This is a genomic window from Nonomuraea sp. NPDC049158 (assembly GCF_040648335.1).
Lineage (GTDB): Bacteria > Actinomycetota > Actinomycetes > Streptosporangiales > Streptosporangiaceae > Nonomuraea.
In genome coordinates this window covers 146,800-168,743 of record NZ_JBEZDM010000005.1, presented here as the reverse complement: position 1 = coordinate 168,743, position 21,944 = coordinate 146,800, and the positions used below count along the sequence as shown (strand labels likewise).

General features: G+C 68.8%; 21 protein-coding genes. 11 read left to right on the top strand and 10 right to left on the bottom strand.

The genetic code is table 11. The features are described 5' to 3' along the window. Positions 1 to 2: 2 nt before the first annotated feature. A complete protein-coding gene (gene sucC / locus AB0B61_RS13655; RefSeq protein WP_358431595.1) occupies positions 3 to 1,184 on the bottom strand; it encodes an ADP-forming succinate--CoA ligase subunit beta in 1,182 nt (393 codons plus the stop codon). 222 nt (positions 1,185 to 1,406) lie between these two features. On the opposite strand from sucC, the gene AB0B61_RS13650 reads away from it, so the two are divergent. Beyond that, positions 1,407 to 2,309: a hypothetical protein gene (locus AB0B61_RS13650; protein ID WP_358431593.1), complete on the top strand. Its 903-nt coding sequence runs from the start codon at positions 1,407 to 1,409 to the stop codon at positions 2,307 to 2,309. A 157-nt stretch (positions 2,310 to 2,466) separates the two neighbouring features. After that, positions 2,467 to 3,342 carry a hypothetical protein gene (locus tag AB0B61_RS13645; RefSeq protein WP_358431592.1) on the top strand — a complete coding sequence of 292 codons (876 nt, stop codon included), beginning with the start codon at positions 2,467 to 2,469 and terminating at the stop codon, positions 3,340 to 3,342. 135 nt (positions 3,343 to 3,477) lie between these two features. On the opposite strand, the gene AB0B61_RS13640 is transcribed toward AB0B61_RS13645, so the two are convergent. Then, the gene (locus AB0B61_RS13640; protein ID WP_358431591.1) at positions 3,478 to 3,666 is read right to left on the bottom strand and encodes a hypothetical protein; all 189 of its coding nucleotides are present in this window, start codon (positions 3,664 to 3,666) and stop codon (positions 3,478 to 3,480) included. A gap of 63 nt (positions 3,667 to 3,729) precedes the next feature. Beyond that, positions 3,730 to 4,716 carry a UDP-glucose 4-epimerase GalE gene (gene galE / locus AB0B61_RS13635; RefSeq protein WP_358431589.1) on the bottom strand — a complete coding sequence of 329 codons (987 nt, stop codon included), beginning with the start codon at positions 4,714 to 4,716 and terminating at the stop codon, positions 3,730 to 3,732. A 122-nt stretch (positions 4,717 to 4,838) separates the two neighbouring features. Here galE and AB0B61_RS13630 point away from each other — a divergent pair, with 122 nt between their 5' ends. After that, the gene (locus tag AB0B61_RS13630) at positions 4,839 to 5,612 is read left to right on the top strand and encodes a hypothetical protein (RefSeq protein WP_358431588.1); all 774 of its coding nucleotides are present in this window, start codon (positions 4,839 to 4,841) and stop codon (positions 5,610 to 5,612) included. A gap of 131 nt (positions 5,613 to 5,743) precedes the next feature. Continuing rightward, complete coding sequence (locus AB0B61_RS13625) at positions 5,744 to 6,760, top strand: L,D-transpeptidase (protein WP_358431586.1); 1,017 nt, start codon at positions 5,744 to 5,746, stop codon at positions 6,758 to 6,760. A gap of 97 nt (positions 6,761 to 6,857) precedes the next feature. Here the strand turns inward: AB0B61_RS13625 and pcrA are convergent, their stop codons facing one another. Next, positions 6,858 to 9,077 carry a DNA helicase PcrA gene (gene pcrA / locus AB0B61_RS13620; RefSeq protein ID WP_358431916.1) on the bottom strand — a complete coding sequence of 740 codons (2,220 nt, stop codon included), beginning with the start codon at positions 9,075 to 9,077 and terminating at the stop codon, positions 6,858 to 6,860. Between the two features lie 255 nt (positions 9,078 to 9,332). Here pcrA and AB0B61_RS13615 point away from each other — a divergent pair, with 255 nt between their 5' ends. Further along, positions 9,333 to 10,052, top strand: coding sequence for a PIG-L deacetylase family protein (locus AB0B61_RS13615; protein WP_358431584.1), 720 nt, complete (start codon positions 9,333 to 9,335; stop codon positions 10,050 to 10,052). Positions 10,053 to 10,075: 23 nt separating this feature from the next. Here AB0B61_RS13615 and AB0B61_RS13610 read toward each other — a convergent pair whose 3' ends face one another. The 6 genes from AB0B61_RS13610 to AB0B61_RS13585 all read right to left on the bottom strand — a co-directional run bounded on the left by AB0B61_RS13610 (position 10,076) and on the right by AB0B61_RS13585 (position 15,331). Beyond that, positions 10,076 to 10,771 (bottom strand): CPBP family intramembrane glutamic endopeptidase, encoded by a 696-nt coding sequence (locus AB0B61_RS13610; protein WP_358431582.1) that lies wholly within the window; start codon positions 10,769 to 10,771, stop codon positions 10,076 to 10,078. Between the two features lie 106 nt (positions 10,772 to 10,877). Continuing rightward, positions 10,878 to 11,135 (bottom strand): WhiB family transcriptional regulator, encoded by a 258-nt coding sequence (locus AB0B61_RS13605; RefSeq protein ID WP_225293697.1) that lies wholly within the window; start codon positions 11,133 to 11,135, stop codon positions 10,878 to 10,880. Between the two features lie 107 nt (positions 11,136 to 11,242). Further along, entirely contained in the window at positions 11,243 to 11,887 is a 645-nt protein-coding gene (locus AB0B61_RS13600; protein WP_358431580.1) for a neutral zinc metallopeptidase, read from the bottom strand. Continuing rightward, positions 11,884 to 13,284 carry a glutamate--cysteine ligase gene (locus tag AB0B61_RS13595; protein WP_358431579.1) on the bottom strand — a complete coding sequence of 467 codons (1,401 nt, stop codon included), beginning with the start codon at positions 13,282 to 13,284 and terminating at the stop codon, positions 11,884 to 11,886. Before AB0B61_RS13595 ends, AB0B61_RS13600 begins: the two co-directional genes overlap by 4 nt. A gap of 209 nt (positions 13,285 to 13,493) precedes the next feature. Next, on the bottom strand, positions 13,494 to 14,126 hold the full coding sequence (locus AB0B61_RS13590) for a response regulator transcription factor (RefSeq protein ID WP_225293703.1): 633 nt from the start codon (positions 14,124 to 14,126) through the stop codon (positions 13,494 to 13,496). Further along, positions 14,123 to 15,331: a PspC domain-containing protein gene (locus tag AB0B61_RS13585; RefSeq protein ID WP_358431577.1), complete on the bottom strand. Its 1,209-nt coding sequence runs from the start codon at positions 15,329 to 15,331 to the stop codon at positions 14,123 to 14,125. The genes AB0B61_RS13590 and AB0B61_RS13585 overlap by 4 nt, the downstream gene beginning before the upstream one ends. 113 nt (positions 15,332 to 15,444) lie before the next feature. On the opposite strand from AB0B61_RS13585, the gene AB0B61_RS13580 reads away from it, so the two are divergent. The 6 genes from AB0B61_RS13580 (at position 15,445) to AB0B61_RS13555 (ending at position 21,834) form a co-directional block, all read left to right on the top strand. Further along, positions 15,445 to 17,142 carry a PspC domain-containing protein gene (locus AB0B61_RS13580; protein ID WP_358431575.1) on the top strand — a complete coding sequence of 566 codons (1,698 nt, stop codon included), beginning with the start codon at positions 15,445 to 15,447 and terminating at the stop codon, positions 17,140 to 17,142. Then, the gene (locus AB0B61_RS13575) at positions 17,132 to 17,335 is read left to right on the top strand and encodes a hypothetical protein (protein WP_358431574.1); all 204 of its coding nucleotides are present in this window, start codon (positions 17,132 to 17,134) and stop codon (positions 17,333 to 17,335) included. The genes AB0B61_RS13580 and AB0B61_RS13575 overlap by 11 nt, the downstream gene beginning before the upstream one ends. Before the next feature lie 70 nt (positions 17,336 to 17,405). Next, the gene (locus AB0B61_RS13570) at positions 17,406 to 17,888 is read left to right on the top strand and encodes a (2Fe-2S)-binding protein (RefSeq protein ID WP_358431572.1); all 483 of its coding nucleotides are present in this window, start codon (positions 17,406 to 17,408) and stop codon (positions 17,886 to 17,888) included. After that, the gene (locus AB0B61_RS13565; protein WP_358431570.1) at positions 17,885 to 20,200 is read left to right on the top strand and encodes a xanthine dehydrogenase family protein molybdopterin-binding subunit; all 2,316 of its coding nucleotides are present in this window, start codon (positions 17,885 to 17,887) and stop codon (positions 20,198 to 20,200) included. The genes AB0B61_RS13570 and AB0B61_RS13565 overlap by 4 nt, the downstream gene beginning before the upstream one ends. Continuing rightward, positions 20,197 to 21,051, top strand: coding sequence for a xanthine dehydrogenase family protein subunit M (locus tag AB0B61_RS13560; RefSeq protein ID WP_358431568.1), 855 nt, complete (start codon positions 20,197 to 20,199; stop codon positions 21,049 to 21,051). The genes AB0B61_RS13565 and AB0B61_RS13560 overlap by 4 nt, the downstream gene beginning before the upstream one ends. Before the next feature lie 75 nt (positions 21,052 to 21,126). Further along, positions 21,127 to 21,834, top strand: coding sequence for an SRPBCC family protein (locus tag AB0B61_RS13555; protein ID WP_358431566.1), 708 nt, complete (start codon positions 21,127 to 21,129; stop codon positions 21,832 to 21,834). Positions 21,835 to 21,944 lie beyond the last annotated feature (110 nt).

Below are 21,944 nucleotides of genomic sequence, written 5' to 3'. Positions count from 1 at the left end.
TGTTACGCACCTACCGCAGCGAGCTCGGCGGCCCGCTTGGCCGCGTCGTCCATCGTGTCGACCAGCTCGACGCGCGGGAGTGCGGCGTCGGCCAGGATCTGCCGCCCGAGCAGGGCGTTGTTGCCGTCGAGCCGGACCACCAGCGGGTGGGTCACCGCTTCGCCGCGGCTCTCCAGCAGCTTGAAGGCCGAGACGATGCCGTTGGCCACGGCGTCGCAGGAGGTGATGCCGCCGAAGACGTTCACGAAGATCGACTTCACCGCCGGGTCGGAGAGGATGATCTCCAGGCCCGCGGCCATGACCTCGGCAGAGGCGCCACCGCCGATGTCGAGGAAGTTGGCGGGCGACGGCTTGCCGGGGAACGCCTCGCCGGCGTAGGCGACCACGTCGAGGGTCGACATGACCAGGCCCGCGCCGTTGCCGATGATGCCCACGTCACCGTCGAGCTTGACGTAGTTGAGGTCCTTCGCCTTGGCCTTGGCCTCAAGGGGGTCCTCGGCGTTCTTGTCGGCGTACGCCTCGTGCTCCGGCTGGCGGAACGCGGCGTTGTCGTCGAGCGTGACCTTGCCGTCGAGCGCCTTCACCTGGCCGTCAGCCGACAGGATCATCGGGTTGACCTCGACCAGCGTGGCGTCCTCGTCGACGAACGCGCACCAGAGCTTCTCGATGAGCTCGGCGGCGCCGTCGAGCGCCTTCTCGGGCAGCCCGCCCGCGGCCGCGATCTCCCGCGCCCTGGCGCGGTCGATGCCGTCCAGCGCGGAGACCGGGATCTTGGCCACCTTGTCGGGCGCGGTGTGCGCGACCTCTTCGATCTCCATGCCGCCCGCGGCGGAGCAGATCGCGAGGAAGGTACGGTTCGCGCGGTCGAGCAGGAAGGAGAAGTAGTACTCCTCCGCGATCGCGCTGGCCTCCTCCACGAGCACCTTGTGGACCGTGTGGCCCTTGATGTCCATGCCCAGAATGGCGTTGGCCTTGTCAACGGCGTCGGCGGCGTCGTCTGCCACCTTCACGCCACCGGCCTTGCCGCGGCCTCCGGTCTTCACCTGGGCCTTGACGACGACGCGGCCGGTCAGCTGCTCAGCCGCCGCCCGCACCTCCTCCACGGTGTGAGCGACGATGCCGCGTGGCACCGGGATGCCGTAGTCAGCGAAGAGCTCCTTCGCCTGATGTTCGAACAGGTCCACGAGGGTCCGTCCTTGCTTATCCGACTGATGTTCGACGCTTGTCCGACTGAATGATTCGACGGCCCGGGCCACCCCGTGCGTGCGTGCCGGGCGTTTCCGCCAGTGAAGCCTAGCCCCAAGCTTGACCTGACCAGGTCATCGGGTCTCAGTTATCCCGTTATGTGACAGTGATCTCACTTCAGCACGATATTTCGGGACATCTGAAGAAGGGCACCCACATCTATGAGGCGATGGATCGCCGGCGCGGTGGCAGTTTCCGCGCTGGCCGTGGCCGCTCCCGCGTACGCGCAGGCCAAGCCGGCGGACCCGGTGGCGGCGCTGAAGAAGCAGTTCGTCGCGGGGCAAGGAGTCAAGTTCGCCGAGCGGACCAGCATCAAGGTCGGCGATGAGTCCTACACCCAGGCCGACAGGCAGGGCGTGATCGGTTTCGACGCCAAGGGCATCGCGGGCGCCGAGAACACCCGTACTCCGATCCTCACACCGGAGGAACGGGCGCGGCTGAAGAAGCTGGCGGCGAAGGACGCCTCCATCGCCGACTCCGTCGAGCTGCTCACCGAGCGGATCTACCTCGTCAGCGTGGGCAAGCGCATGTACGTCAACGGCGGGCTGTACAGCACGCTGGTACCCGAGAACAAGAGCTGGGTCGGCATGAACGGCAGCCCGTCCTCGGCCGCTTATGGCGACCAGCTCATCAACGTCTTCGAACCGGCGACGCTCAAATACCTGCTGGCCACGAAGAAGTCGGTAAGCGGCGCCCAGTATCGCGGCTCGGTCACTTTCGCCGAGCTGTACAAGCTGTCGCCGACGTTCCGCGAGCAGATCGTGGTGAAGCCGACCGGCAAGCCCGGCAAATCCGTGATCTCCTGGCGCCTGACGCTCGACGCGCAGAAACTGGTGAAGCGGCTGGCCATCTCGTGGTCCATGAAGGTCACCAAGAAGATCACCCTCAACGCTACGACCGAAAGCCGATACACCGAGTGGGGCACCGCGGTGAACGTGACCGCGCCTCCTGCCGACCAGGTCGAGGACATCAAGGACCTGGCGAAGAAGGCCCCCGAACCGCCGACCGCCATCGACAGGAACTACGTCAGCGTTCCGCCTGACGACGATGGAAACACCCCATAGTCAGAAATTTCAACAAAGGGCCCCGACCGTGTCGGGGCCCTTCTGCACGAAAAATCCACATATTTTCCTCGCTGCGGACAATCGGTTGAGATATCGTCGTGATCTTCGTTTGGCAGGATCCTTCCGCTTCCGTAAATCAAGAGACGAGGGCATTGATATGAAGCGCATCATCACGGGGCTGGCTTTAGCGTCGGCCGCCACACTCATGGCTGCCGGGCCGGCACAGGCGGCACCGGCCGCCAAGGACCCGGTCGCCGCGGTGAAGAAGCAGTTCGTCGCCGGCAAGGGTGTGAAGTTCAGCGAGCGCACCACCGCCATTCAGGGCCGGATGCGGGGCATCATCACCCGCCGGTCGGGCGCGTACCAGTTCAGCAAGACGGGCGTCGCCGCGTCGGACATCACCGGCAAGTTCAATGTCAAGATGATGGGACCGGGCAGCGACGAGGACAAGACCCTCAAGGCCCTGTCCAGGCCCGAGCGGACGATCACGATCGGCAAGACGTCCTACCTGTCCGGCGGGCTCTGGGTGGACCTGCTGCCCGCGGACAAGACCTGGGTCAGGATGCGCAACATCCCGTTCTCCGGCCTGAGCGGCGTCTACGGCCAGCCGCTCAACCTCACCGAGTCGGCCACGCTCAAGACCCTGTTCAAGAGCGCCAAGCCGGCCAAGGGCGGCTACGCGGGCAAGATCACCGTGGGTGAGCTGCGCAGGATCTCCCCGTCCTTCCGCGGCAACCTCCTGCTCGGCACGGCCAGCAAGAAGACGTCGAAGATCGCCCTGTCCTGGAAGCTCACCGTCGACGCCAAGGGCCTGCCTTCCCGGCTGGTCACGACGATGCCGCTGGCCGCGCTCTCCGCGAACATGGACGACGAGTCGGCCCTCAGCGTCGAGACCCTGTACAGCGGCTGGGGCAACGCGGTGAAGATCACCGCGCCGCCGGCCGACCAGGTGACGGACGAGCTCAAGGACGGCACGGACAGCACGGACGAGATTCCGTCGCTGACGCTTCCGCTCAGCAGGATCGCGAAGTAACCAGCGCACCGCTGTACGGCTTCAGCCCGAGAGAACCGAGCTCACGCTCGGCTCTCTCGCAGGAGCCGGGCTCACGCTCGGCTCCACCGTAGGACCGACCGGCTCGCCCTCAGCTCCACCGTGAGACAGCCGGGCTCACGCCTCTCCCGTCTCTCCCGTCGCCAGGCGGGACAGACGGGGTTGCTTGACGTAGTCGGTCAGGCCGATGACGTTCCCCCACGGGTCGGCGATCTCCACCGTCCATCCGGTGAAGACCTCGAACGCCGCCCCTCCCAGCTCCTTCGCCGCCGCGCGGGCGTCGGGCACCTCGAGCCACACCCGCATCGACCCCGGCCGTCCCTCCTGGACCCGTACGAGCAGCCGGGAGTCTCGCCGCCGATCGCGAACTCATTCGGCGAGGCGTGTGTCCCGTACGGCGGCCCATTCGAGCGAGTGCCTGATCCCGTCCTCGATCGAGTAGCGCGGCCGCCACTCCAGCAGCCGGTGCGCGAGGTCGCTGCGCGTGTAGGCGCCTGCCACGTCGCCGGGCCGCCGCTCGGTCTCGACCACCTCGACCGGCCGCGTCACCACCCGGTTGAACGCGTCGACCAGCTCACGCACGGTCGTCCCCGAGCCGGTGCCCAGGTTGATGACCGATTCCACGCCGGACAACTCGTCGAAGCGCCGCAAGGCGGCCACGTGCGCCGCCGCCAGATCCCAGACGTGGACGTAGTCGCGGATCCCGGAGCCGTCACGGGTGGAGTAGTCGGTGCCGGTGATCTGGAAGGGCACGCCTTCCTCGTACGCGCCGATCATCTTGCCCAGCGCGTGGCTCGGCCGCCGCAGCTGCAACCCGGTGCGCATCGCGGGATCCGCCCCGATCGGATTGAAATAGCGCAGGGACAGCACGTTGATCGGCCGGGTCGCCGCGATGTCGGCGAACATCGCCTCGCAGACCGCCTTGGTCCGCGCGTAGGGGCTCTGCGGGTCGAGCGGCGACCGCTCGTCGACCGTATGGTCGTCCCTCGTACGGTAGATCGACGCCGAGGAGCTGAAAATCATCCGCTCGCACCCGTTGCGCAGCAGGTGATCCACGAACTCCAGGCTCTTGGTGACATTCGCCCGGTAGTAGCCGACCGGATCGGCCACCGAATCCGGCACCACGATCAGCGCGGCGCAATGAATGACCGCCTCGATGTCGGGCTGCTCGGCGAATATCTTGTCGACCAGCGCCCCGTCGGCGATATCGCCCTCGTAGAAGGTCCGGCCCTCGGCGAACTCCCGCCGCCCCGTGACCAGGTTGTCGAGAATCACCGGCGTGATCCCCGCGTCCAGGCACGCCGACGCGACCGTGCTCCCGATGAACCCCGCCCCACCCGAAATCAGTACCCGCATCCCGGCACCCTATTGGGTCTCCCGCCGAGCCCGGCGCCATTCGCGCCGACTCAGGTGATCATGGCCTTCCCGCGCGGGTAATGAGGTGCGGTCGTGATCATTTGTGGGCAGGATGTCGCTTCATGAAACTCATGATCACCGCACTCACGGCCGGCGTCGCCGTACTCGTCTCGTCCGCCCCCGCTCAAGCGGCGCCGAAGAACCCCGTCGCGGCGTTAAAGGCGCAGCTCGTGGCCGGACACGGGGTCCGTTTCACCGACGCCAGCGCGTTCGTCGGCGCCGCCAACAAGGATCCGCTGGTCCGGCGCACCGGCAGCATCCAGTTCGGCAAGAAGGGGATCACCGGCTGGGACATCACCGGGAAGTTCCCCAGTCCGCTGTACGACGGGCACAACACCACGCCCGAGCGGACCATCGCGATCGGTGACGTCGCGTGGGTGTCGGGCGGCACCCTGAGCGAGGACATGCCGAAGGGCAAGACCTGGTTCAAGACGTATAGCAAGATGAACCTCACCACCATGAGCAGCTGGTTCGGCCAGGTGGTGAGCCCGGCCGAGCCCGCGACGCTCGCCGCCCTGGTGAAGAACGGCAAGCTCAGCGGGTCCACCTACCGCGGCCAGATCACCTTCACCCAGCTCTTCAAGATCTCCCCCTGGTTCAGCAGCTCGATCCCGATGCGCTCCAACACCGAGGCCACCGTCACGTACGCCCTCAAGGTCGACGGCAAGGGGCTTCCGAGCCGGTTGACCACCTCGTGGCAGGCCACGGACTTCCTGGACATCTCCTGGTGGGAGGACAAGGCGGTCACGACCGAGACCCGCTACACCGGCTGGGGCACCAAGGTCTCGATCAAGTCGCCGCCCGCAAGCAAGATCACCACCAAGCTCAACGACTGAGCCGGGGGCCGCAAACCAGGACCCCGATAGGCGTTACATGATCGTTATAGCCAGGCGTCCACGTATGGCATCTTTTGGTTGTCTCACTTATGAGACGCCTGATGCGTAGTACATAGTCCTGGAGTAAACCCTTGAAACCCCTCCCCCGGATGCTGGCTCTGGCCGCCCTGATCACCACGGTGGCGGCCTGTAGCACGGAAGGAACGCCGGCCCCGGTGGCTGTGGCTCAGGCCGCCGCCACCACCCCAGTGCACGCAGCCGGCGCCGCCGTGCCGAGGAAGGCCGTACCGAAGAGCTCGGTACAGAAGGTCGCGGCGAAGAAGGCCGTACTGGAGATCGCCGACATCACCCCCGAGGGTGAAGCCAAGGAGAAGGTGGGCGTCGGCTTCCCCATCATCGTGACGTTCGACCGCAAGGTGACCGACAGGGCGGCGGCCGAGGCCGTCCTGCAGGTGCAGGCGGACCGGCCGGTCGACGGCGCCTGGCGCTGGGTGACCGACCGCAAGGTCGTCTACCGCACCAAGACGTACTGGCGTCCGCACCAGAAGGTGCAGTTCACCGCCCGCCTCAGCCAGCTGCCCGGCAACGAGGCGACCAAGGACGTCAGCCGGCGCTTCGCCGTCGGCTACTCCAACATCTCGGTGGTGAACACCCGCAGCCACGTGATGAAGGTCCGGCGCGACGGCAAGCTCGTCAAGTCGATCCCCATCAGCGCGGGCCGCGGCGGCATGGTCAAGAACGGCGTGGACGTCTACCTGACCACCAGCGGCACCCACCTCACGATGAACAAGAAGCCGCTGGAGACCATGACCTCGGCGTGGATGGGCGTCACCGACCCCAAGGACCCTCAGTACTACAAGGAGGAGATCCCGTGGGCGGTACGCATTTCCGACAGCGGCGAGTATGTGCACCAGAGCGCCGGCTACTACCAGTTTCTAGGCCGTTCTAACCAGAGTCACGGCTGCGTCCGCGCCACCCCAGCCGGCGCCAAATGGTTCTACGGCATCGCCCAGCGCGGTGACGTCGTCAAGATCACTGGCACCAAGCGCAAGCTCGACTGGCGCAACGGCTGGAGCTACTGGCAGCTCAACTGGACCGAGTGGAAGAAGGGCAGCGCCCTCCCGAAGGGCGCCCAGCAGAAGAGCTGAGCACCCCACAGGCCGAAGCTTTCCGGCAGTTCACCTTCCGGCGGGTCGGAGCCTGCCGGTGAGTCGGAGCCTTCCGGTGGTCAGAGCCTTCCGGTGGTCAGAGCTTTTCCAGCGGAGCGTAGGCGAGGAGCAGCGTCTTCTCGCCTCCGCTCCCGAAGTCGATCTTGACCTTGGTCTTCTCCGCCACCCCGTCCACGGACACGACGGTGCCCAGCCCGAACGCGTCGTGCGTCACCCGATCGCCGGGCGCCAGCGTGGGCACCGTGCGGGCGCCCTTCTTCGGCGCCGCCGCCTGCGCGGGCTCGCGCCGGGTCGCCGCGCTCCAGGCCGACTTCTCCGGCGGGGTACGCCAGTCGAGCAGCTGCACCGGCACCTCGTTGACGAACCGCGAGGCCGGGTTGAACGACGGCGAGCCCCACGAGCTGCGTACGGCGGCCCGCGTGAGGTAGAGGCGCTTCTGGGCCCTGGTGATCCCCACGTAGGCCAGCCGGCGCTCCTCCTCCAGCTCCTTCGGCTCGCCCAGCGAGCGGATGTGCGGGAAGACGCCGTCTTCCATCGCGGTCAGGAAGACGACCGGGAACTCCAGCCCCTTGGCGGTGTGCAGGGTCATCAGCGTGACCACGCCCTGCCCGCCGTCGGCCTCGGGGATCTGGTCGGCGTCGGCCACCAGCGACACCTGCTCCAGGAACTCCACCAGGGTGCCCTCGGGATTGGCCTCCTCGAACTCCGAGGCCACCGAGATGAGCTCGTTGAGGTTTTCCAGCCGGGACTCGTCCTGCGGATCCTCCGAAGCCTCCAGCTCGGCGCGGTAACCGGTGGCGACCAGGATCTCCTCCGCGAGCGCCGACGGCGGCATGCCCTCGGCCTTGCCGATCAGCCCCTCGATCATCGCGACGAACTCGCGCACCGCGTTGAGCGAGCGCGTCGCCATGCCGTACGCCTCCTCGGCCCTGCGCAGCGCCTCCCAGAAGGAGATGCGCTCACGGGACGAGAGCGCCTCCAGCATCGCCTCGGCCCGGTCGCCGATGCCGCGCTTGGGCACGTTGAGTATGCGCCGCATGGACACCACGTCGGCGGGGTTGGCCAGCACGCGCAGGTAGGCCAGCAGGTCCTTGACCTCCTTGCGCTCGTAGAAGCGCACGCCCCCGACCACCTTGTAGGGCAGGCCGGTGCGGATGAAGATCTCCTCGAACACCCGGGAGGCCGCGTTGGTGCGATAGAACACCGCGACGTCGCCGGCCTTGACGCCCTCCTCGTCGCTGAGCCGATCGACCTCCTGGGCCACGAACATGGCCTCGTCGTGCTCGTTGTCGGCCACGTAACCGACGATCTTGGGACCGTCGCCCTGGTCGGACCAGAGGTTCTTCGGCTTGCGCGACTCGTTGCGGGCGATGACGGCGTTGGCGGCGGCCAGGATGTTCTGGGTGGAGCGGTAGTTCTGCTCCAGCAGGATCGTGCGCGCGTCGGGGTAGTCGCGCTCGAACTCCAGGATGTTGCGGATCGTCGCGCCACGGAAGGCGTAGATCGACTGGTCGGCGTCGCCGACCACGCACAGCTCCGACTGGTCGGCACCCGAACGGACCAGCTCGCCGTCGGCCGTACGCAGGTCGGGGCGGCCCACCAGCTCCCTGATCAGGATGTATTGGGCGTGGTTGGTGTCCTGGTATTCGTCGACGAGCACGTGCCTGAACCGCATCCGGTAGTGCTCGGCCACCTCCGGGAAGAGCTGGAAGAGCGTCACCGTGTTCATGATGATGTCGTCGAAGTCCATCGCGCCGGCCTCGGTGAGCTTGCGCTGGTAGCTCTTGTAGGCCTCGGCGAGCACCTTCTCCAGGTGGGAGCCCGCCTTGTCGATCGCGGTCTCGTAGTCGACCAGCTCGTTCTTGAAGTTGCTCACCTGGGCGGAGAACGACCGCGGCGGGTAGCGCTTGGGATCGAGGTCCATCTCCCGGCACACCATCGCCATCAGCCGCTGCGAGTCGGCCTGGTCGTAGATGGAGAAGCTGGAGGGGAACCCGAGCCGCTTGGCCTCGCGGCGCAGGATGCGCATGCAGGCGCTGTGGAACGTCATCACCCACATCGCCTTCGACCTGGGCCCGACGAGCCGGTCGATGCGCTCCTTCATCTCGCGCGCGGCCTTGTTGGTGAAGGTGATGGCCAGGATCTCGCCCGGATGCACCTCACGCTCGGCGAGCAGGTAGGCGATGCGATGGGTGAGCACCCGCGTCTTTCCCGACCCCGCCCCCGCCACGATCAGCAGCGGACCGCCGTGATGGATCACGGCCTCCCGCTGTTGCGGGTTGAGGCCATCGAGCAAGGGGTGGTCAACAGAGACTTGGGTCGGCACGCACCCAGGTTAAGACTCTCCACCGACAAACGGCGCCTCGACGCCTGGAATCCCACCCGCCAAAACCGACAATCCCCTCCGAACCCCTGAAACCACGAACCCACCCCGCCAGGCCCCGACGCCTGGAACCCCAGCCCTCCCCATGGCCGCCCGAAACCCGTGGCGGTCCGGAATGTCGGCCGTGAACCGCTGGTTGTCGTCAAGGAACGATCCGAAAGGGAGAAGATGCTCGCCGACAACGAGATCAACCGGGTACTTGTCGTGACCGCGCACCCCGACGACGCCGACTTCGGCGCCGCGGGCACGGTCGCCCTCTTCGGTGATCGGGGGGTCGAGGTCACCTACCTGCTGGTCACGGACGGCGACGCGGGCGGCAACGAACGTACGCTCGACAACACCGGCATGGCCGAACTACGCAGAGCCGAACAGACGGCCGCCGCCAAGGCGGTGGGCGTCACGGACGTCCGCTTCCTCGGCCACGCGGACGGCTCGGTGGTGCCGTCGCTGGCGCTGCGCAAGGACATCGCCAGGGTCATCCGCCAGGTACGACCCGACCTGGTGATCACCCACCACCCCGACCGCAACTACCAGTTCGTCGCCCCCAGCCACCCCGACCACCGCGCGGTGGGCGGCTCCACCCTCGACGCCGTCTACCCCGACGCCCGCAACCCGTACGCCTTCCCCGAGCTGGTCAAGGACGAGGGTCTGGACGCCTGGACGGTCCGCGAGGTCTGGCTCATGGGCGGCTCCACCCCCAACCATTGGATGGACGTCACAGAGGCGTTCGACCGCAAGCTGGCGGCCCTGCAGTCGCACGTCAGCCAGGTCGGACACGTCGAGGGCTTCGCCGACTTCGTCAAGACCCGCTTCGCCGCGTGGGCCGAACAGGCCGGCTTCGGCGAAGGCCACTACGCGGAGGGCTTCCAAACCGTCACCACCGGCTGAGACGGGTCCTGCCTGGGACGACCTCATGTGGTGGGCGCGGGCTGCTTTCCGGCGATTCGGGCGAAGAGGTAGCCGAGGGAGTTGGTCGCCAGGTGCAGCATGGTCGGGGCGGTCAATCCGCCTTGGCGGCGTAGTTCGCAGAACAGGACGCCTGCGGCGGCCGTCGACACCACGCTGCCCGCCACCACGCGGGCCGTGTCCAGGCGGCCAGGGGTTTCACCGGCCGTCAGGGCGCCGAGTGCGGGGTTGGCGCGGGACATGTCGATGGCCGGGAGGATGTGCCACAGCCCGAACAGGGCCGACGACACCGCCGTCGCGGCGACGGTGCCGTGGGTACGGCGAAGCGTGCCGTACAGAGCTCCGCGGAAACCCATCTCCTCCAGCAGGACCGTGCCCAGAGGGACCTGCACCAGCGCCTCCTCCAGGACGCGGGCGCGCGACAGCGACAGGGCGCGGTCGTCCTGGAACAGCGGACGGGTGCGTGGCATCGCGACCCCGGCCGTGTAGACGGCGGCGACACCCGCTGCCAGGGCGCCGCCGATCGCCGCGCCCCTTGGCCCGTGCTCGAACCCGAGCTCCTGCCAGGAGACCCCGGACCGTCGCGCCATCGCCACCAGGGCGGCGGTCGCGGCGGCGGAGGTCAGGGGGGCGAGGCGGGGCGCCACCCGGTTGTTGAGGACGTTGGCCACGGCCAGCACGGCGATCGAGCGAAGCAGCACTCCTGCAGGCTACGTCGCCCGCGTCCGTCACGGGCCGCGCCGGCCGCAGCCCGCATGTGGCCCGCACGTGGCCCACAGACCACGTCATGGCCCACAGCGCTCGGCGCTAACTGGCGGCTGGGCTGCGCCAGCCGGAGGGGAAGCGGGAGCGTCGGCGCTCCTCCGGGGTCAGGCCGCCCCAGATGCCGTCCGTTTCCCCTGCCGTCAGCGCGTAGGAGCGGCACTCGGTCAGGACCTGGCAGGTGGCGCAGACCGCTTTGGCGCGGGCCTCCTGGGTGGCGGAGGGCGCGAGCGGGAAGAACAGCTCAGGATCACTGGATCTGCAGGCGCCCCCGCGCAGCCAGCCGATCTCTCCCAATGGCATGGGGCAACGGTATGCCGACGTCATGATCGGCCGCATCATCCTTTGGGTTGACACGCGAGTACATCCCCAGCAGGCCCTCGCCCATCCGCCGCGAACCCGACAAAAGATCAGCAGGCGCCCACTCCGCCGTTGAAGCCGTTGGCGAAGGACTGCTGGCGTTGCTGGGCCGTGCCGTGGGCGCTGGGGTTGAGCCAGTCGTCCGTGGCGTCGCCCGCCGCCTCCAGGTTCAGGATCAGCTCGTCCTCGTCCCCCGGCTCCGCCCGCAGCGCGCCCGCGCTGACGAGCGACGACAGCGTGCCGCCCGCGTAGCAGTCGGCCTGCAGCTCCGCCTGTACGTTCAGCTCGAAGCCGGCCCGCAGCTGCGCCTGCACCGAATGCCCGAACTCGTGGGGGATGATCAGGTAGACCGAGCCGTCCCCCATCTCGCTCCAGAGCGACTCCATCCAGTCCTGGTCATAGGCGATGAAATGTCCGTCAGGGCAGTAGAAGGCGTTGTTCGGGACGGCAGGCTGGCCGCCGCAGTTCGGCCCAGAATTCCCGGAATAGGGGACGAAATCGGTAATGGGGCGGTAAGTCCGGCCGAGGGCGCTGAACTGCTGCTTCCAGAACGCCTCCGTCAGCTCCCGCGCCGTCCGTACGTCACCCTCGAACGTGTCGGCCCCTGACGCGTCCCTGGAAACGGGCCGGGTCAGTCCGCACGCGGCCAGGAGGAACACCAGGACAAGGGCCAGGGATTTTCTCAAAGGCGTCACACTTCCCAAGTGTGCACCGGCTCGTTGCCGTGCATCCGCTCGATGTACTCGAGCGTCATCGCCCGCAGCGCCTCGTGCCGGTCGCCGCCGTGCGCCTTCACGCGGTCCATCTGCCAGGTCGCACCGGTACGGCCCGACAGGCACCGGCCCTCGATGACCCCGAGCAGCCTGTCGGCCACGGGCCGGTCCACGCCCCACTTGTCGAGCCCCTCGCGGGCCAGCGGGAGCAGGCGGCGCAGGATCAGCTCGCCGGCGGGCACCTCACCCAGCCCCGGCCAGTAGAGACGCGCGTCGAGGCCGTGCCTGGCCGCGCTGTTCAGGTTGTCCTCGGCGGCGGCGAACGACATCTGGCTCCAGATCGGCCGCTCCGCATGCGGGAGCACGGCCATCAGCCCGTAGTAGAAGGCCGCGTTGGCCGCGATGTCGACCACGGACGGCCCGGCGGGCAGCACCCGGTTCTCCACCCGCAGGTGCGGGGTGCCACCGACCACCGCGTACACCGGCCGGTTCCACCGGTAGATCGTGCCGTTGTGCAGGGTCATCTCGTGCAGTTCTGGGATGCGGCCCCGCTCCAGCTCGGCTCGCGGGTCCTCCTCCTCGCAGAGCGGCAGCAGCGCCGGGTAGTACCGGACGTTCTCCTCGAACAGGTCGAACACGCTGGTGATCCACCGCTCGCCGAACCAGACGCGCGGCCGTACGCCCTGGGCCTTCAGCTCGGCGGGACGGGTGTCCGTGGCCTGCTCGAACAGCGTGATCCTGGTCTCGCGGTGCAACTCCTGGCCGAACAGGTACGGCGAGTTGGCGGCGACGGCCACCTGCGCCCCGGCTATGGCCTGGGCGGCGTTCCAGTGCGCGGCGAACTGCTCCGGGCTGATCTGCAGGTGGAGCTGCACGCTGGTGCACGCGGCCTCGGGCGCGACGCTGTCGGCGTGGGTGTCGAGGCGTTCTATGCCCTCGATCGACAGGTGCAGGTCCTCACCGCGGGCGGCGAAGATCTGCTCGTTGAGCAGCCGGTAGCGCGGGTTGGCCGATAGCGTGCCCTCGCCGATGTCCTGCTCGCGCAGCGTGGGCAGGATGCCGATCAGGACCAGGTGGCCGCCCTCGGACTGGGCGCGCTCCTCGGCGTGGTTGAGCCGGGCCCTGACGTCGTTCTCCAGCCTGAGCAACCCGTCGCCGCCCAGCTCCTGGGGCTCGATGTTGATCTCGATGTTGAACTGGCCCAGCTCGGTGGCCCAGTCGGGCTGCGCGATCGCGGCGAGCACCTCGGCGTTGCGCATGGCCGCCTCGCCCGCGGCGTCCACGATGTTGAGCTCGATCTCCAGCCCGGCGAGGGGCCGGTCGTCCTCGAAGCGAGCCTCGCGGAGCATCTGGGCGAAGACGTCCAGGCATCGTCGCACTCTTTCCCGATATTTCCGACGATCGTCCCGACTGAACACGACGACCGGCACGTCCCTGCCCATTCTGGAAATGTCGCATGCCAGAGCCAACTAAGCCAGCATGTCGGCCCGCCAAAACCGACACACGCCGCTTTCGGCCCAGAAAACACGCCGCCTTTGGCCCCAGAAAAGCCACCAGATCAGACGCCGCTCCGAACCCCCGAATACCGCTAGACCAGGCGCCTGGCGGTGGCCCAGCGGGACAGCTCGTGCCGGTTGGACAGCTGAAGCTTGCGCAGCACCGACGACACGTGCGTCTCGACCGTCTTGACCGAGATGAACAGCTCCTTGGCGATCTCCTTGTAGGCATAGCCACGGGCGATCAGCCGGAGCACCTCGCGCTCGCGCTGCGTCAGCGAGTCGAGCTCGGGGTCGATCGACGGCGCCTCCGACGAGGCGAACGCGTCGAGCACGAACCCGGCCAGCCGCGGCGAGAAGACCGCGTCGCCGTCGGCCACCCGGCGGATGGCGTCGGTCAGCTCGGTGCCGCTGATGTTCTTGGTCACGTAGCCTCGGGCGCCGCCGCGGATCACGCCGATCACGTCCTCGGCCGCGTCGGACACCGACAGCGCCAGGAAGCGTACCTGCGACCCGGCGCCGAGCACCCTGCGCAGGACCTCCTGCCCGCCGCCGCCGGGCATGTGCACGTCGAGCAGGACCACGTCGGGAGCGAGCTCGGCGATCGCCTTGACCGCCGTCTCGACGTCCTCGGCCTCTCCGACGACCTGGATCGAGTCGCCCAGCTCGGCCCGTACGCCGGAACGGAACAGCCGGTGATCGTCGACGATCAGCACCCTGGTCATTGCTTCTCCACCTTCATCGTCAACATCACTTCCGTGCCCTCACCGGGCTCGGTGCGCACCCTGGCGGCGCCGCCGTGACGCTCCATTCTCCCGATGATGGACTCCCTGATCCCCATTCTGTCGAGAGGCACCGCGTTGAGGTCGAATCCCTTGCCACGATCCTTCACGAAAATCGTGGCTTCTTCGCCCTCTACCTCGGCATAGACGGAAATAGATGGACTGCCGGAGTACTTGGCGGCGTTGACCATCGACTGCCTCGACGCCTTCAGCATGGCGCCGAGCTTGCCGGCCGAGTCGAGCTCGATGTCGCCCACGCAGACCACCTCGATCGGCACGCCGTGCGCGTCCTCCTCTTCCGCCGCGATCCTGCGTACGGCCGCGGCGAGCGTCGCGTCGGCGTCCTGGGCGGGCTGGTAGAGCCAGTTGCGCAGGTCGCGCTCCTGCGCGCGGGCCAGCCTGGTGACCTCGCGCGGGTCGTGCGCGACGCGCTGGATCAGCGTGAGCGTGTGCAGCACCGAGTCGTGCACCATCGCCGCGACCTCGGCCCGCTCCTCCGACCTGATGCGGTCGCGCCGCTCCAGCTGGAGCTCCTTCCACAGGCCCGCGAGCCAGGGCGCGGCGATGACCGCCAGCCCGCCGACCACCACGATGGTGAACAGCAGGCCGGGCCTGGCCTTGGACAGCTCCCCCTGAGCGGCCAGGAAGCCCGCCGCGCCGATGACGACGAGCGCGATGCCGAGCAGCGTGCGCACCCGGTTCTTCCTGATGCTCTTCGTCGCCCCGCTCACCCAGTTGCGGCGGCGTTCGGGATCGGCCTGCTGCCACAGGATGAGCGCGCCGATGCCGACCACGGCGAACGGCAGAATGGCGATGCCCCCCTTGGAGGCGCCGGTCAGCCAGCCGAACGCGACCAGCGCCATGCTGATCGCGCCGAACGCCGCGAGCTGGCTCCAGTCGCGCTGCGGCGGCTGCCCTTCGTACGGCACGCGGGGCGTGATCATCCAGAGCACCGCGTACGCCACCCCGCCGACCCCGCCGACCACGCTGAGCAGCACGAACATCAGCCTGATCACCACGGGATCGAGCTTCAGCTGAGCCGCGAGCCCTTGTGCCACGCCACCGAGCAGCCGGCCCTCCATGGGGCGCATCATCCGGCGGTAGGGCGCGTCGCCACCGGCTTGGGCAAGAGTCTTCTGGTCAGCCATAACATCGCCATAGTCACATGTCCGCCGCGTTGGGGACATCAGGGAACAACCCCCGGGTCGGCTCAGGGGTCTCCCGGATGCAGACGGTGGGCTGGTGGGGCCACGATAGTGGCATGACAGAAGCACCACCGAAGGAACCGGCCGCTCCGCCGACCGCGCTGCGACGTAGCAGCGAGGGGCGCTTCCTCATGGGAGTCTGCGCCGGGCTCGGGCGATACACCGGGATCGACCCGGTGGTGTTCCGCGTGGCCTTCGCGGTGCTGCTGTTCGGCTCCGGGATGGGGCTGTTCCTGTACATCGCGGCGTTCCTGCTGATGAAGGAGCCGAACGGGCGGCCCGGTTACATCGAGCAGTGGACCGGGCGCGACTTCGACGCCGCCACCGTGATGGCGCTGCTGACGGCGGTGCTCGCCGCCGGGCTCGGCCTCAACCTGGCGACGGTCTGGCTCGACTCGGGCACGCTGGTGGTCGGCATGATGCTGGCCATCGGGCTGCTCGCGGCGCACACCAACGGCGTGGACCTGCTCGGCCTGGTCCGGTCGATGCCCGAGCGGCTCACCCGCCGCGCCCATCCAGGCGATTCCGAGCCGTACCTGAACGACTTCACGTATTCGCCCATCCCTGGCCACACCGCGCCCACGACGGGCTATGCGCGGCCCCGCCCGGCCGCCGAGCCGTACACACGCGAACCGGTGACGGAGACACAGACGGCGGCGGAGAGGCCGGCGGAGACGGTGACCGCGTCTCCCGCCGGATCGGAGCCGCCGACCGCCCCGACGCGCGTCAACCCCGTCCCCGCCGACGTGCCGATCGACGACCGGGCCACCGACGAGCCCACGGAATCACCGATCGACAGGCGGGCCGATGAGCCGGCCGCCGTTCGCGCGGAGCCGTACGAGACGGCGGAGCCGTACGAGACGGCGGAGCCCTACGGGAGGGCAGAGCCCTACGGGAGCGCGGAGCCCTACGGGAGCGCGGAGCCGCGCCCGAGGCCCGCCCCCGGGACGCCGCCTCAGCCGCCCGCGCCGCCGCGCTCCCGTACCGACCCGATGACCGCCCTCACCTACGGCGAGCCGTTCGCGCCGAACGGCCCCTTCCAGCCGCTCGACCCGCGCAGGCGAGCCGCCGGCGGCTACTCGCCGTACGACCCCGCCCTGTACGGCAGGCCGACGCCCCCGCCCCGCCAGAAGCAGAAGCGGCCCAGATCGTTCATCGGCGCCATGACCATGTTGCTGGCAATCATCATTGGAGGGATCGTCGTGGCGGTCCAAGCCAGGTCCGCCTCGGGGGTCAGTCCCACCCTGGTCGGCGGCGCCGTACTCGTCACCATCGGCGCCGGGCTGCTGATCGCCGCCTGGTGGGGCCGCGGCGCGGGCCTGGTCGCGGCCGGCACCATGGTCGCCCTGCTGGTCGGCCTCGGCATGATGGTCGGCGATCTGCCGCGGAATATCGGCGACTTCGTCTGGCGGCCGACCACCGTGGCGGAGGCGAGCCGGATCTACGACGTGGGAGTCGGGGACGGCCGGCTCGACCTGTCCGCGCTCAAGCTCACGCCGGGCGCGAACCTGACGGTCAACGCCAAGGTCTCGATCGGCGAGCTGACCGTGATCGTGCCACCGACGACGCGGGTCGAGGTGCACGCCACCAACAAGGTCGGCGACATCAAGGTGGACCAGTCGCTCAGAGGCGGCGTCGACGTCAAGTTCGACAAGGTGCTGGAGCCCGACACGCGGCCGAAGGGCGCCGTCCCGACGATCGTGCTGAACCTGCGGGGCGGCGTCGGCGACATGGAGGTGCGGCGTGCCGCGTGAGGTCGACAAGCCGCGCCGGGTGCACCGGACGGACTGGATGGCACTGCTGAGCGGCATGCTCTTCGTGGTGCTGGGCATCCTGATCCTGACCCGTGAGATCACGGACCCCCTGGTCCTGGTGTCTTTGGTCATCATCGGGCTGGGCTTCGCGGGGCTCGTCGCCGTAATCGCGCGGGTGATCCGCGGCAAGTAACCCTTGACCGGGAAAAACACCGGCGTACGTTGGCCTTGTCCGCCTTTCCCGCGCTCCTCTGGGAGGACGTATGCCTCGGACAGCCATCACCGTCGACGGAGTCAAGTACGAGGAGGAAGTCGAGCCGCGCCTCCTTCTCGTCCACCTGCTACGAGAACGTCTGGGCAAGACCGGCACCCCGGTCGGCTGCGACACCAGCAACTGCGGCGCCTGCACCGTCATGCTCGACGGCAAGAGTGTGAAGAGCTGCTCGGTACTCGCCGTGCAGGCCGACGGCTGCGACGTCGTCACCATCGAGGGCCTGGGCGCCAACGGGTCGATGCACCCGATGCAGCAGGCCTTCCACGAGGAACACGCCCTGCAGTGCGGCTACTGCACCCCCGGCATGGTCATGGCCGCGATCGACCTGCTCAGGGACAATCCGGACCCGTCTGAGGACGCCATCAGGGAGGGCCTGGAAGGCAACCTCTGCCGGTGCACCGGCTACTGCAACATCGTCCGCGCGGTACGCCGGGGCGCGCAGGAGATGGGCCAGGCGGTGAAGACGCCATGACCGAGGTCGGCAAGGCGAGGAAGCGCAAGGAGGACAGGCGGCTGCTGACCGGGCGTACCCAGTGGACGGACAACCTGCGGCAGCCGGGGATGCTGCACGTCATGTTCCTGCGCAGCCCGATGGCGCACGCGCGGATCACCCGGGTCGACGTCTCGGCGGCGCGCGACCTGCCGGGCGTCGTGGCGGCGTTCGGCGGCCAGGACTTCGCCGCCGAGCAGGGCAGCCTGCCGTGCGCCTGGCCGGTGAGCGAGGACATCGTGATCCCCGACCACCCGCCGATGGCCGTGTCGGAGGTGCGGTACGTGGGCGAGGCCGTCGCCTGCGTGGTCGCCACCGACCACTACCTGGCCGCGGACGCGCTGGAGGCGATCGAGGTCGACTACGAGCCGCTGCCGGCCGTACTCGACATGAACGAGGCGCTCACCCCCGACAGCCCCAAGGTGCACGAGGCGGGCAACCAGGCGTTCACCGTGAAGATCACCTCGGGCGACGTCGAGGCGGCCTTCAGGGACGCGCCGGTGGTCATCGACCGGACCTACATCCAGCAGCGGCTCATCCCGAGCGCGATGGAGCCGCGGGCGGTGCTCGCGACCACCGACGGCGACTCCTTCACGCTCTGGTCGGCCACGCAGATCCCGCACGTCCTGCGCGTCATGCTGGCCGTGGTGACCGGCATCCCGGAGCACAAGATCCGGGTGATCGCGCCCGACGTGGGCGGCGGGTTCGGCTCCAAGCTCCAGGTCACCGCGGAAGAGGTGCTGTGCCTGCTGCTCACCAGGCGGCTGGGCAAGCCGGTCAAGTGGACGGAGTCCCGCTCCGAGGGCAACCTGACCGTGCACCACGGCCGCGACCAGATCCAGCACCTGAGGCTGGCGGCCGAGGCGGACGGGCGGATCCGCGGGCTGCAGGTCGAGCTGCTGGCCGACATGGGCGCCTACCTGATGCTGGTCACGCCCGGCGTGCCGCTGCTCGGCGCGTCCATGTTCAACGCCATCTACAAGATGGACGCCTACGAGTTCGGCTGTACGGGCGTCTTCACCACGAAGATGCCGACCGACGCCTATCGGGGCGCGGGCCGGCCCGAGGCGACGTACGGCATCGAGCGGCTCATGGACGAGCTGGCCGCCGAGCTGCGCCTGGACCCGCTGGAGGTACGGCGGCGCAACTGGATCAAGCACGAGGAGTTCCCGTACACCACCATCTCCGGGCTGACCTACGACTCGGGCAACTACGAGGCGGCGACGGACAAGGCGATGGCGCTGTTCGGCTACGACAAGCTGCGCGCCGAACAGGCCGACCGGCGCGACCGGGGCGACCCGGTCCAGCTCGGGATCGGGGTGAGCACGTTCACCGAGATGTGCGGGCTGGCCCCGTCCCGGATGCTCGGCGCGGCCAACTACGGCGCGGGCGGCTGGGAGCACGGCTCGGTACGCATGCTGCCCACCGGCAAGGTCGAGGTCATCACCGGCACCTCCCCGCACGGCCAGGGACACGTGACGGCGTGGAGCCAGATCACCGCCGACGCGCTCGGCGTGCCGTTCGAGGACATCACGGTGCTGCACGGCGACACGGCGATCGCGCACAAGGGCATGGACACCTACGGCTCGCGTTCGCTGACCGTCGGCGGCATCGCCGTGCTCAAGGCGTGTGACAAGGTCAAGGACAAGGCCAGGAAGCTCGCCTCGCACCTGCTGGAATGCGCGCCCGACGACCTGGAGTTCGCCGAGGGCGTGTTCAAGGTGAAGGGCACCGACTCCCAGAAGACCATCCAGGAGCTGGCCTACGCCGCGTTCACCGCCCACGACCTGCCCGAGGGCGTCGAGGCCCGGCTCGACTCCGACGCCACCTTCGACCCGGAGAACTACTCCTTCCCGCACGGCACCCATCTGTGCGCGGTGGAGGTGGACACCGAGACCGGCATGGCGAAGATCCGCTCGTACGTGGCGGTCGACGACGTGGGCACGGTGGTCAACCCGCTGATCGTCGAGGGCCAGATCCACGGCGGCATCGCGCAGGGCGTCGCGCAGGCGCTGTACGAGGAGGCCGTCTACGACTCGGAGGGCAACCTGCTCACCACCACGATGGCCGACTACCTGCTGCCGACGGCGATGGACCTGCCGGACTTCGTCACCGACCGGACCGAGACCCCGGCCACCAGCAATCCCCTGGGCGCCAAGGGCGTCGGCGAGGCCGGCACGATCGCCTCGACCCCGGCGGTCGTCAACGCCATCGTCGACGCGCTGCGACCACGCGGCATCCACGACATCCAGATGCCGTGTACACCCGAGCGGATCTGGAGGGCGCTGCGATGATCCCGGCCCAGTTCGACTACGTCCGCGCCGGCTCGCTCGGCGAGGCCGTACAGGAGCTCTCCGCCGACGAGGACGCCAAGGTCCTGGCCGGTGGGCAGTCGCTCCTTCCGCTGCTCCGGCTCCGGCTGGCCTACCCGTCGAAGCTGGTCGACGTGGGCCGCCTGCCAGAGCTGACGGGCGTGCACGACCGTGGCGACCACGTCTTCATCGGCGCGATGGCCACGCACGACGAGGTGCTGCGCTCCGGCGTGGTCAACGCCGACTGCCCGCTCGTGGTGCGGGCCACCGCGACGGTCGCCGATCCCGCCGTACGCCACCGCGGCACGTTCGGCGGCTCGCTGGCGCACTGCGACCCGGCGGGCGACCTGCCCGCGGTGGTCCTGGCGCTGGAGGGCGTCTTCGTGGCCAGGTCGGCCGAGGGCGAGCGGGAGATCCCCGCCGCCGAGTTCTTCGTCGACTACCTGGAGTCGGCGCTGCGGCCGGGAGAGGTCCTGGTCGGGGTGCGGCTCCCCAAGCTCGGCGCCGACTGGGGCTATCACTACGAGAAGTTCCACCGGACCGCGCAGTCGTGGGCCATCGTCGGGGTGGCCGCGGCGGTCAAGCGCTCCAACGGAGTGATCGAGGAGGCGCGGATCGGCCTGACCAACATGGGCCCGACGCCCGTGCGGGCCCATGTGGTCGAGACCGCTCTGCGGGGTAAGCAACTGGGCGATGAGGTACGGCAGGCGTGCGAGGAGGCGGCGGCCGACACGGCTCCGCCCTCCGACCTGCACGCCCAGCCGGACTATCGCCGGCACCTGGCCAGGGTGCTGACCCATCGCGCGATACTCCACGCCGCCGGGTCTCCCTGACCGGTTTGAGGGGGCGCCCTTTCGGGGCGCCCCTTCTCAGTCGTAATGTCGCAATCAGCGGAGAGGAGCGGATCCATGGCGATGCGGTTCGAGCATGAGTTCAGCGTTCCGGTGCCGGTCGAGCAGGCGTGGGCCGTACTGCTCGACGTCGAACGGGTCGCGCCGTGCCTGCCGGGGGCCTCGCTCGACGTCTTCGAGGGCGATGAGTTCACCGGCCGGATGAAGGTGAAGGTCGGCCCGATCACCGTGACCTACCGTGGCGTGGCCAGGTTCGAGAACGTGGACAAGGACGCCCATACGCTCACCATTAATGCGTCAGGCAAGGAGGCGCGTGGCGCGGGGACGGCCTCGGCGACCGTCAAGGCCACGCTGACGCCGGGCGACGGGTCCACCACGGTCCTGGTGGAGACGTCGTTCAACGTGACCGGCCGGCCCGCCCAGTTCGGGCGCGGGGTCATGGCCGAGGTCGGCGCGAAGCTCATCGACAGGTTCGCCGCCAACCTCGCGCAGTTGCTGACCGAGCCGGCGCACGAGGCGGCCGCCGTACCTGCACCTGTGCCGGCGGAGCCCCTGGAGGGTGAGCCGCGGCTGAGCGTGGTGCCCGGTCCCGAGGAGGACGTCCGGCCCGCCGGGACGCTGCGTACGTCGCGCACGCCCGACGAGGAGGCGCTCGACCTGCTGGAGATCGCCGGGACGCCACTGCTGAAGCGCCTGGCGCCCATCGCCGGGGCGATCGCGGGGCTGCTGTTCCTCGGCTGGCTGATCAGACGCCTCATGCGCTGATATCCGTTGGCTGATCAGACGCGCTGATTCAGCAAAGACACCATCAAGTCCGGACACTTCTCCCGAAGCCGGGGAAGTTCATCCCCACATGTCTTATTTCGGGGGACATT

What these genes read in the sequence shown, in the direction of transcription:
- AB0B61_RS13650 (WP_358431593.1), top strand. Translation starts at nt 1,407, where the DNA reads ATGAGGCGATGGATCGCCGGCGCGGTGGCAGTTTCCGCGCTGGCCGTG.
- AB0B61_RS13645 (WP_358431592.1), top strand. Translation starts at nt 2,467, where the DNA reads ATGAAGCGCATCATCACGGGGCTGGCTTTAGCGTCGGCCGCCACACTC.
- AB0B61_RS13640 (WP_358431591.1), bottom strand. Translation starts at nt 3,666, where the DNA reads ATGCGGGTGTGGCTCGAGGTGCCCGACGCCCGCGCGGCGGCGAAGGAG.
- galE (WP_358431589.1), bottom strand. Translation starts at nt 4,716, where the DNA reads ATGCGGGTACTGATTTCGGGTGGGGCGGGGTTCATCGGGAGCACGGTC.
- AB0B61_RS13630 (WP_358431588.1), top strand. Translation starts at nt 4,839, where the DNA reads ATGAAACTCATGATCACCGCACTCACGGCCGGCGTCGCCGTACTCGTC.
- AB0B61_RS13615 (WP_358431584.1), top strand. Translation starts at nt 9,333, where the DNA reads ATGCTCGCCGACAACGAGATCAACCGGGTACTTGTCGTGACCGCGCAC.
- AB0B61_RS13605 (WP_225293697.1), bottom strand. Translation starts at nt 11,135, where the DNA reads ATGCCATTGGGAGAGATCGGCTGGCTGCGCGGGGGCGCCTGCAGATCC.
- AB0B61_RS13590 (WP_225293703.1), bottom strand. Translation starts at nt 14,126, where the DNA reads ATGACCAGGGTGCTGATCGTCGACGATCACCGGCTGTTCCGTTCCGGC.
- AB0B61_RS13585 (WP_358431577.1), bottom strand. Translation starts at nt 15,331, where the DNA reads ATGGCTGACCAGAAGACTCTTGCCCAAGCCGGTGGCGACGCGCCCTAC.
- AB0B61_RS13580 (WP_358431575.1), top strand. Translation starts at nt 15,445, where the DNA reads ATGACAGAAGCACCACCGAAGGAACCGGCCGCTCCGCCGACCGCGCTG.
- AB0B61_RS13570 (WP_358431572.1), top strand. Translation starts at nt 17,406, where the DNA reads ATGCCTCGGACAGCCATCACCGTCGACGGAGTCAAGTACGAGGAGGAA.
- AB0B61_RS13565 (WP_358431570.1), top strand. Translation starts at nt 17,885, where the DNA reads ATGACCGAGGTCGGCAAGGCGAGGAAGCGCAAGGAGGACAGGCGGCTG.
- AB0B61_RS13560 (WP_358431568.1), top strand. Translation starts at nt 20,197, where the DNA reads ATGATCCCGGCCCAGTTCGACTACGTCCGCGCCGGCTCGCTCGGCGAG.
- AB0B61_RS13555 (WP_358431566.1), top strand. Translation starts at nt 21,127, where the DNA reads ATGGCGATGCGGTTCGAGCATGAGTTCAGCGTTCCGGTGCCGGTCGAG.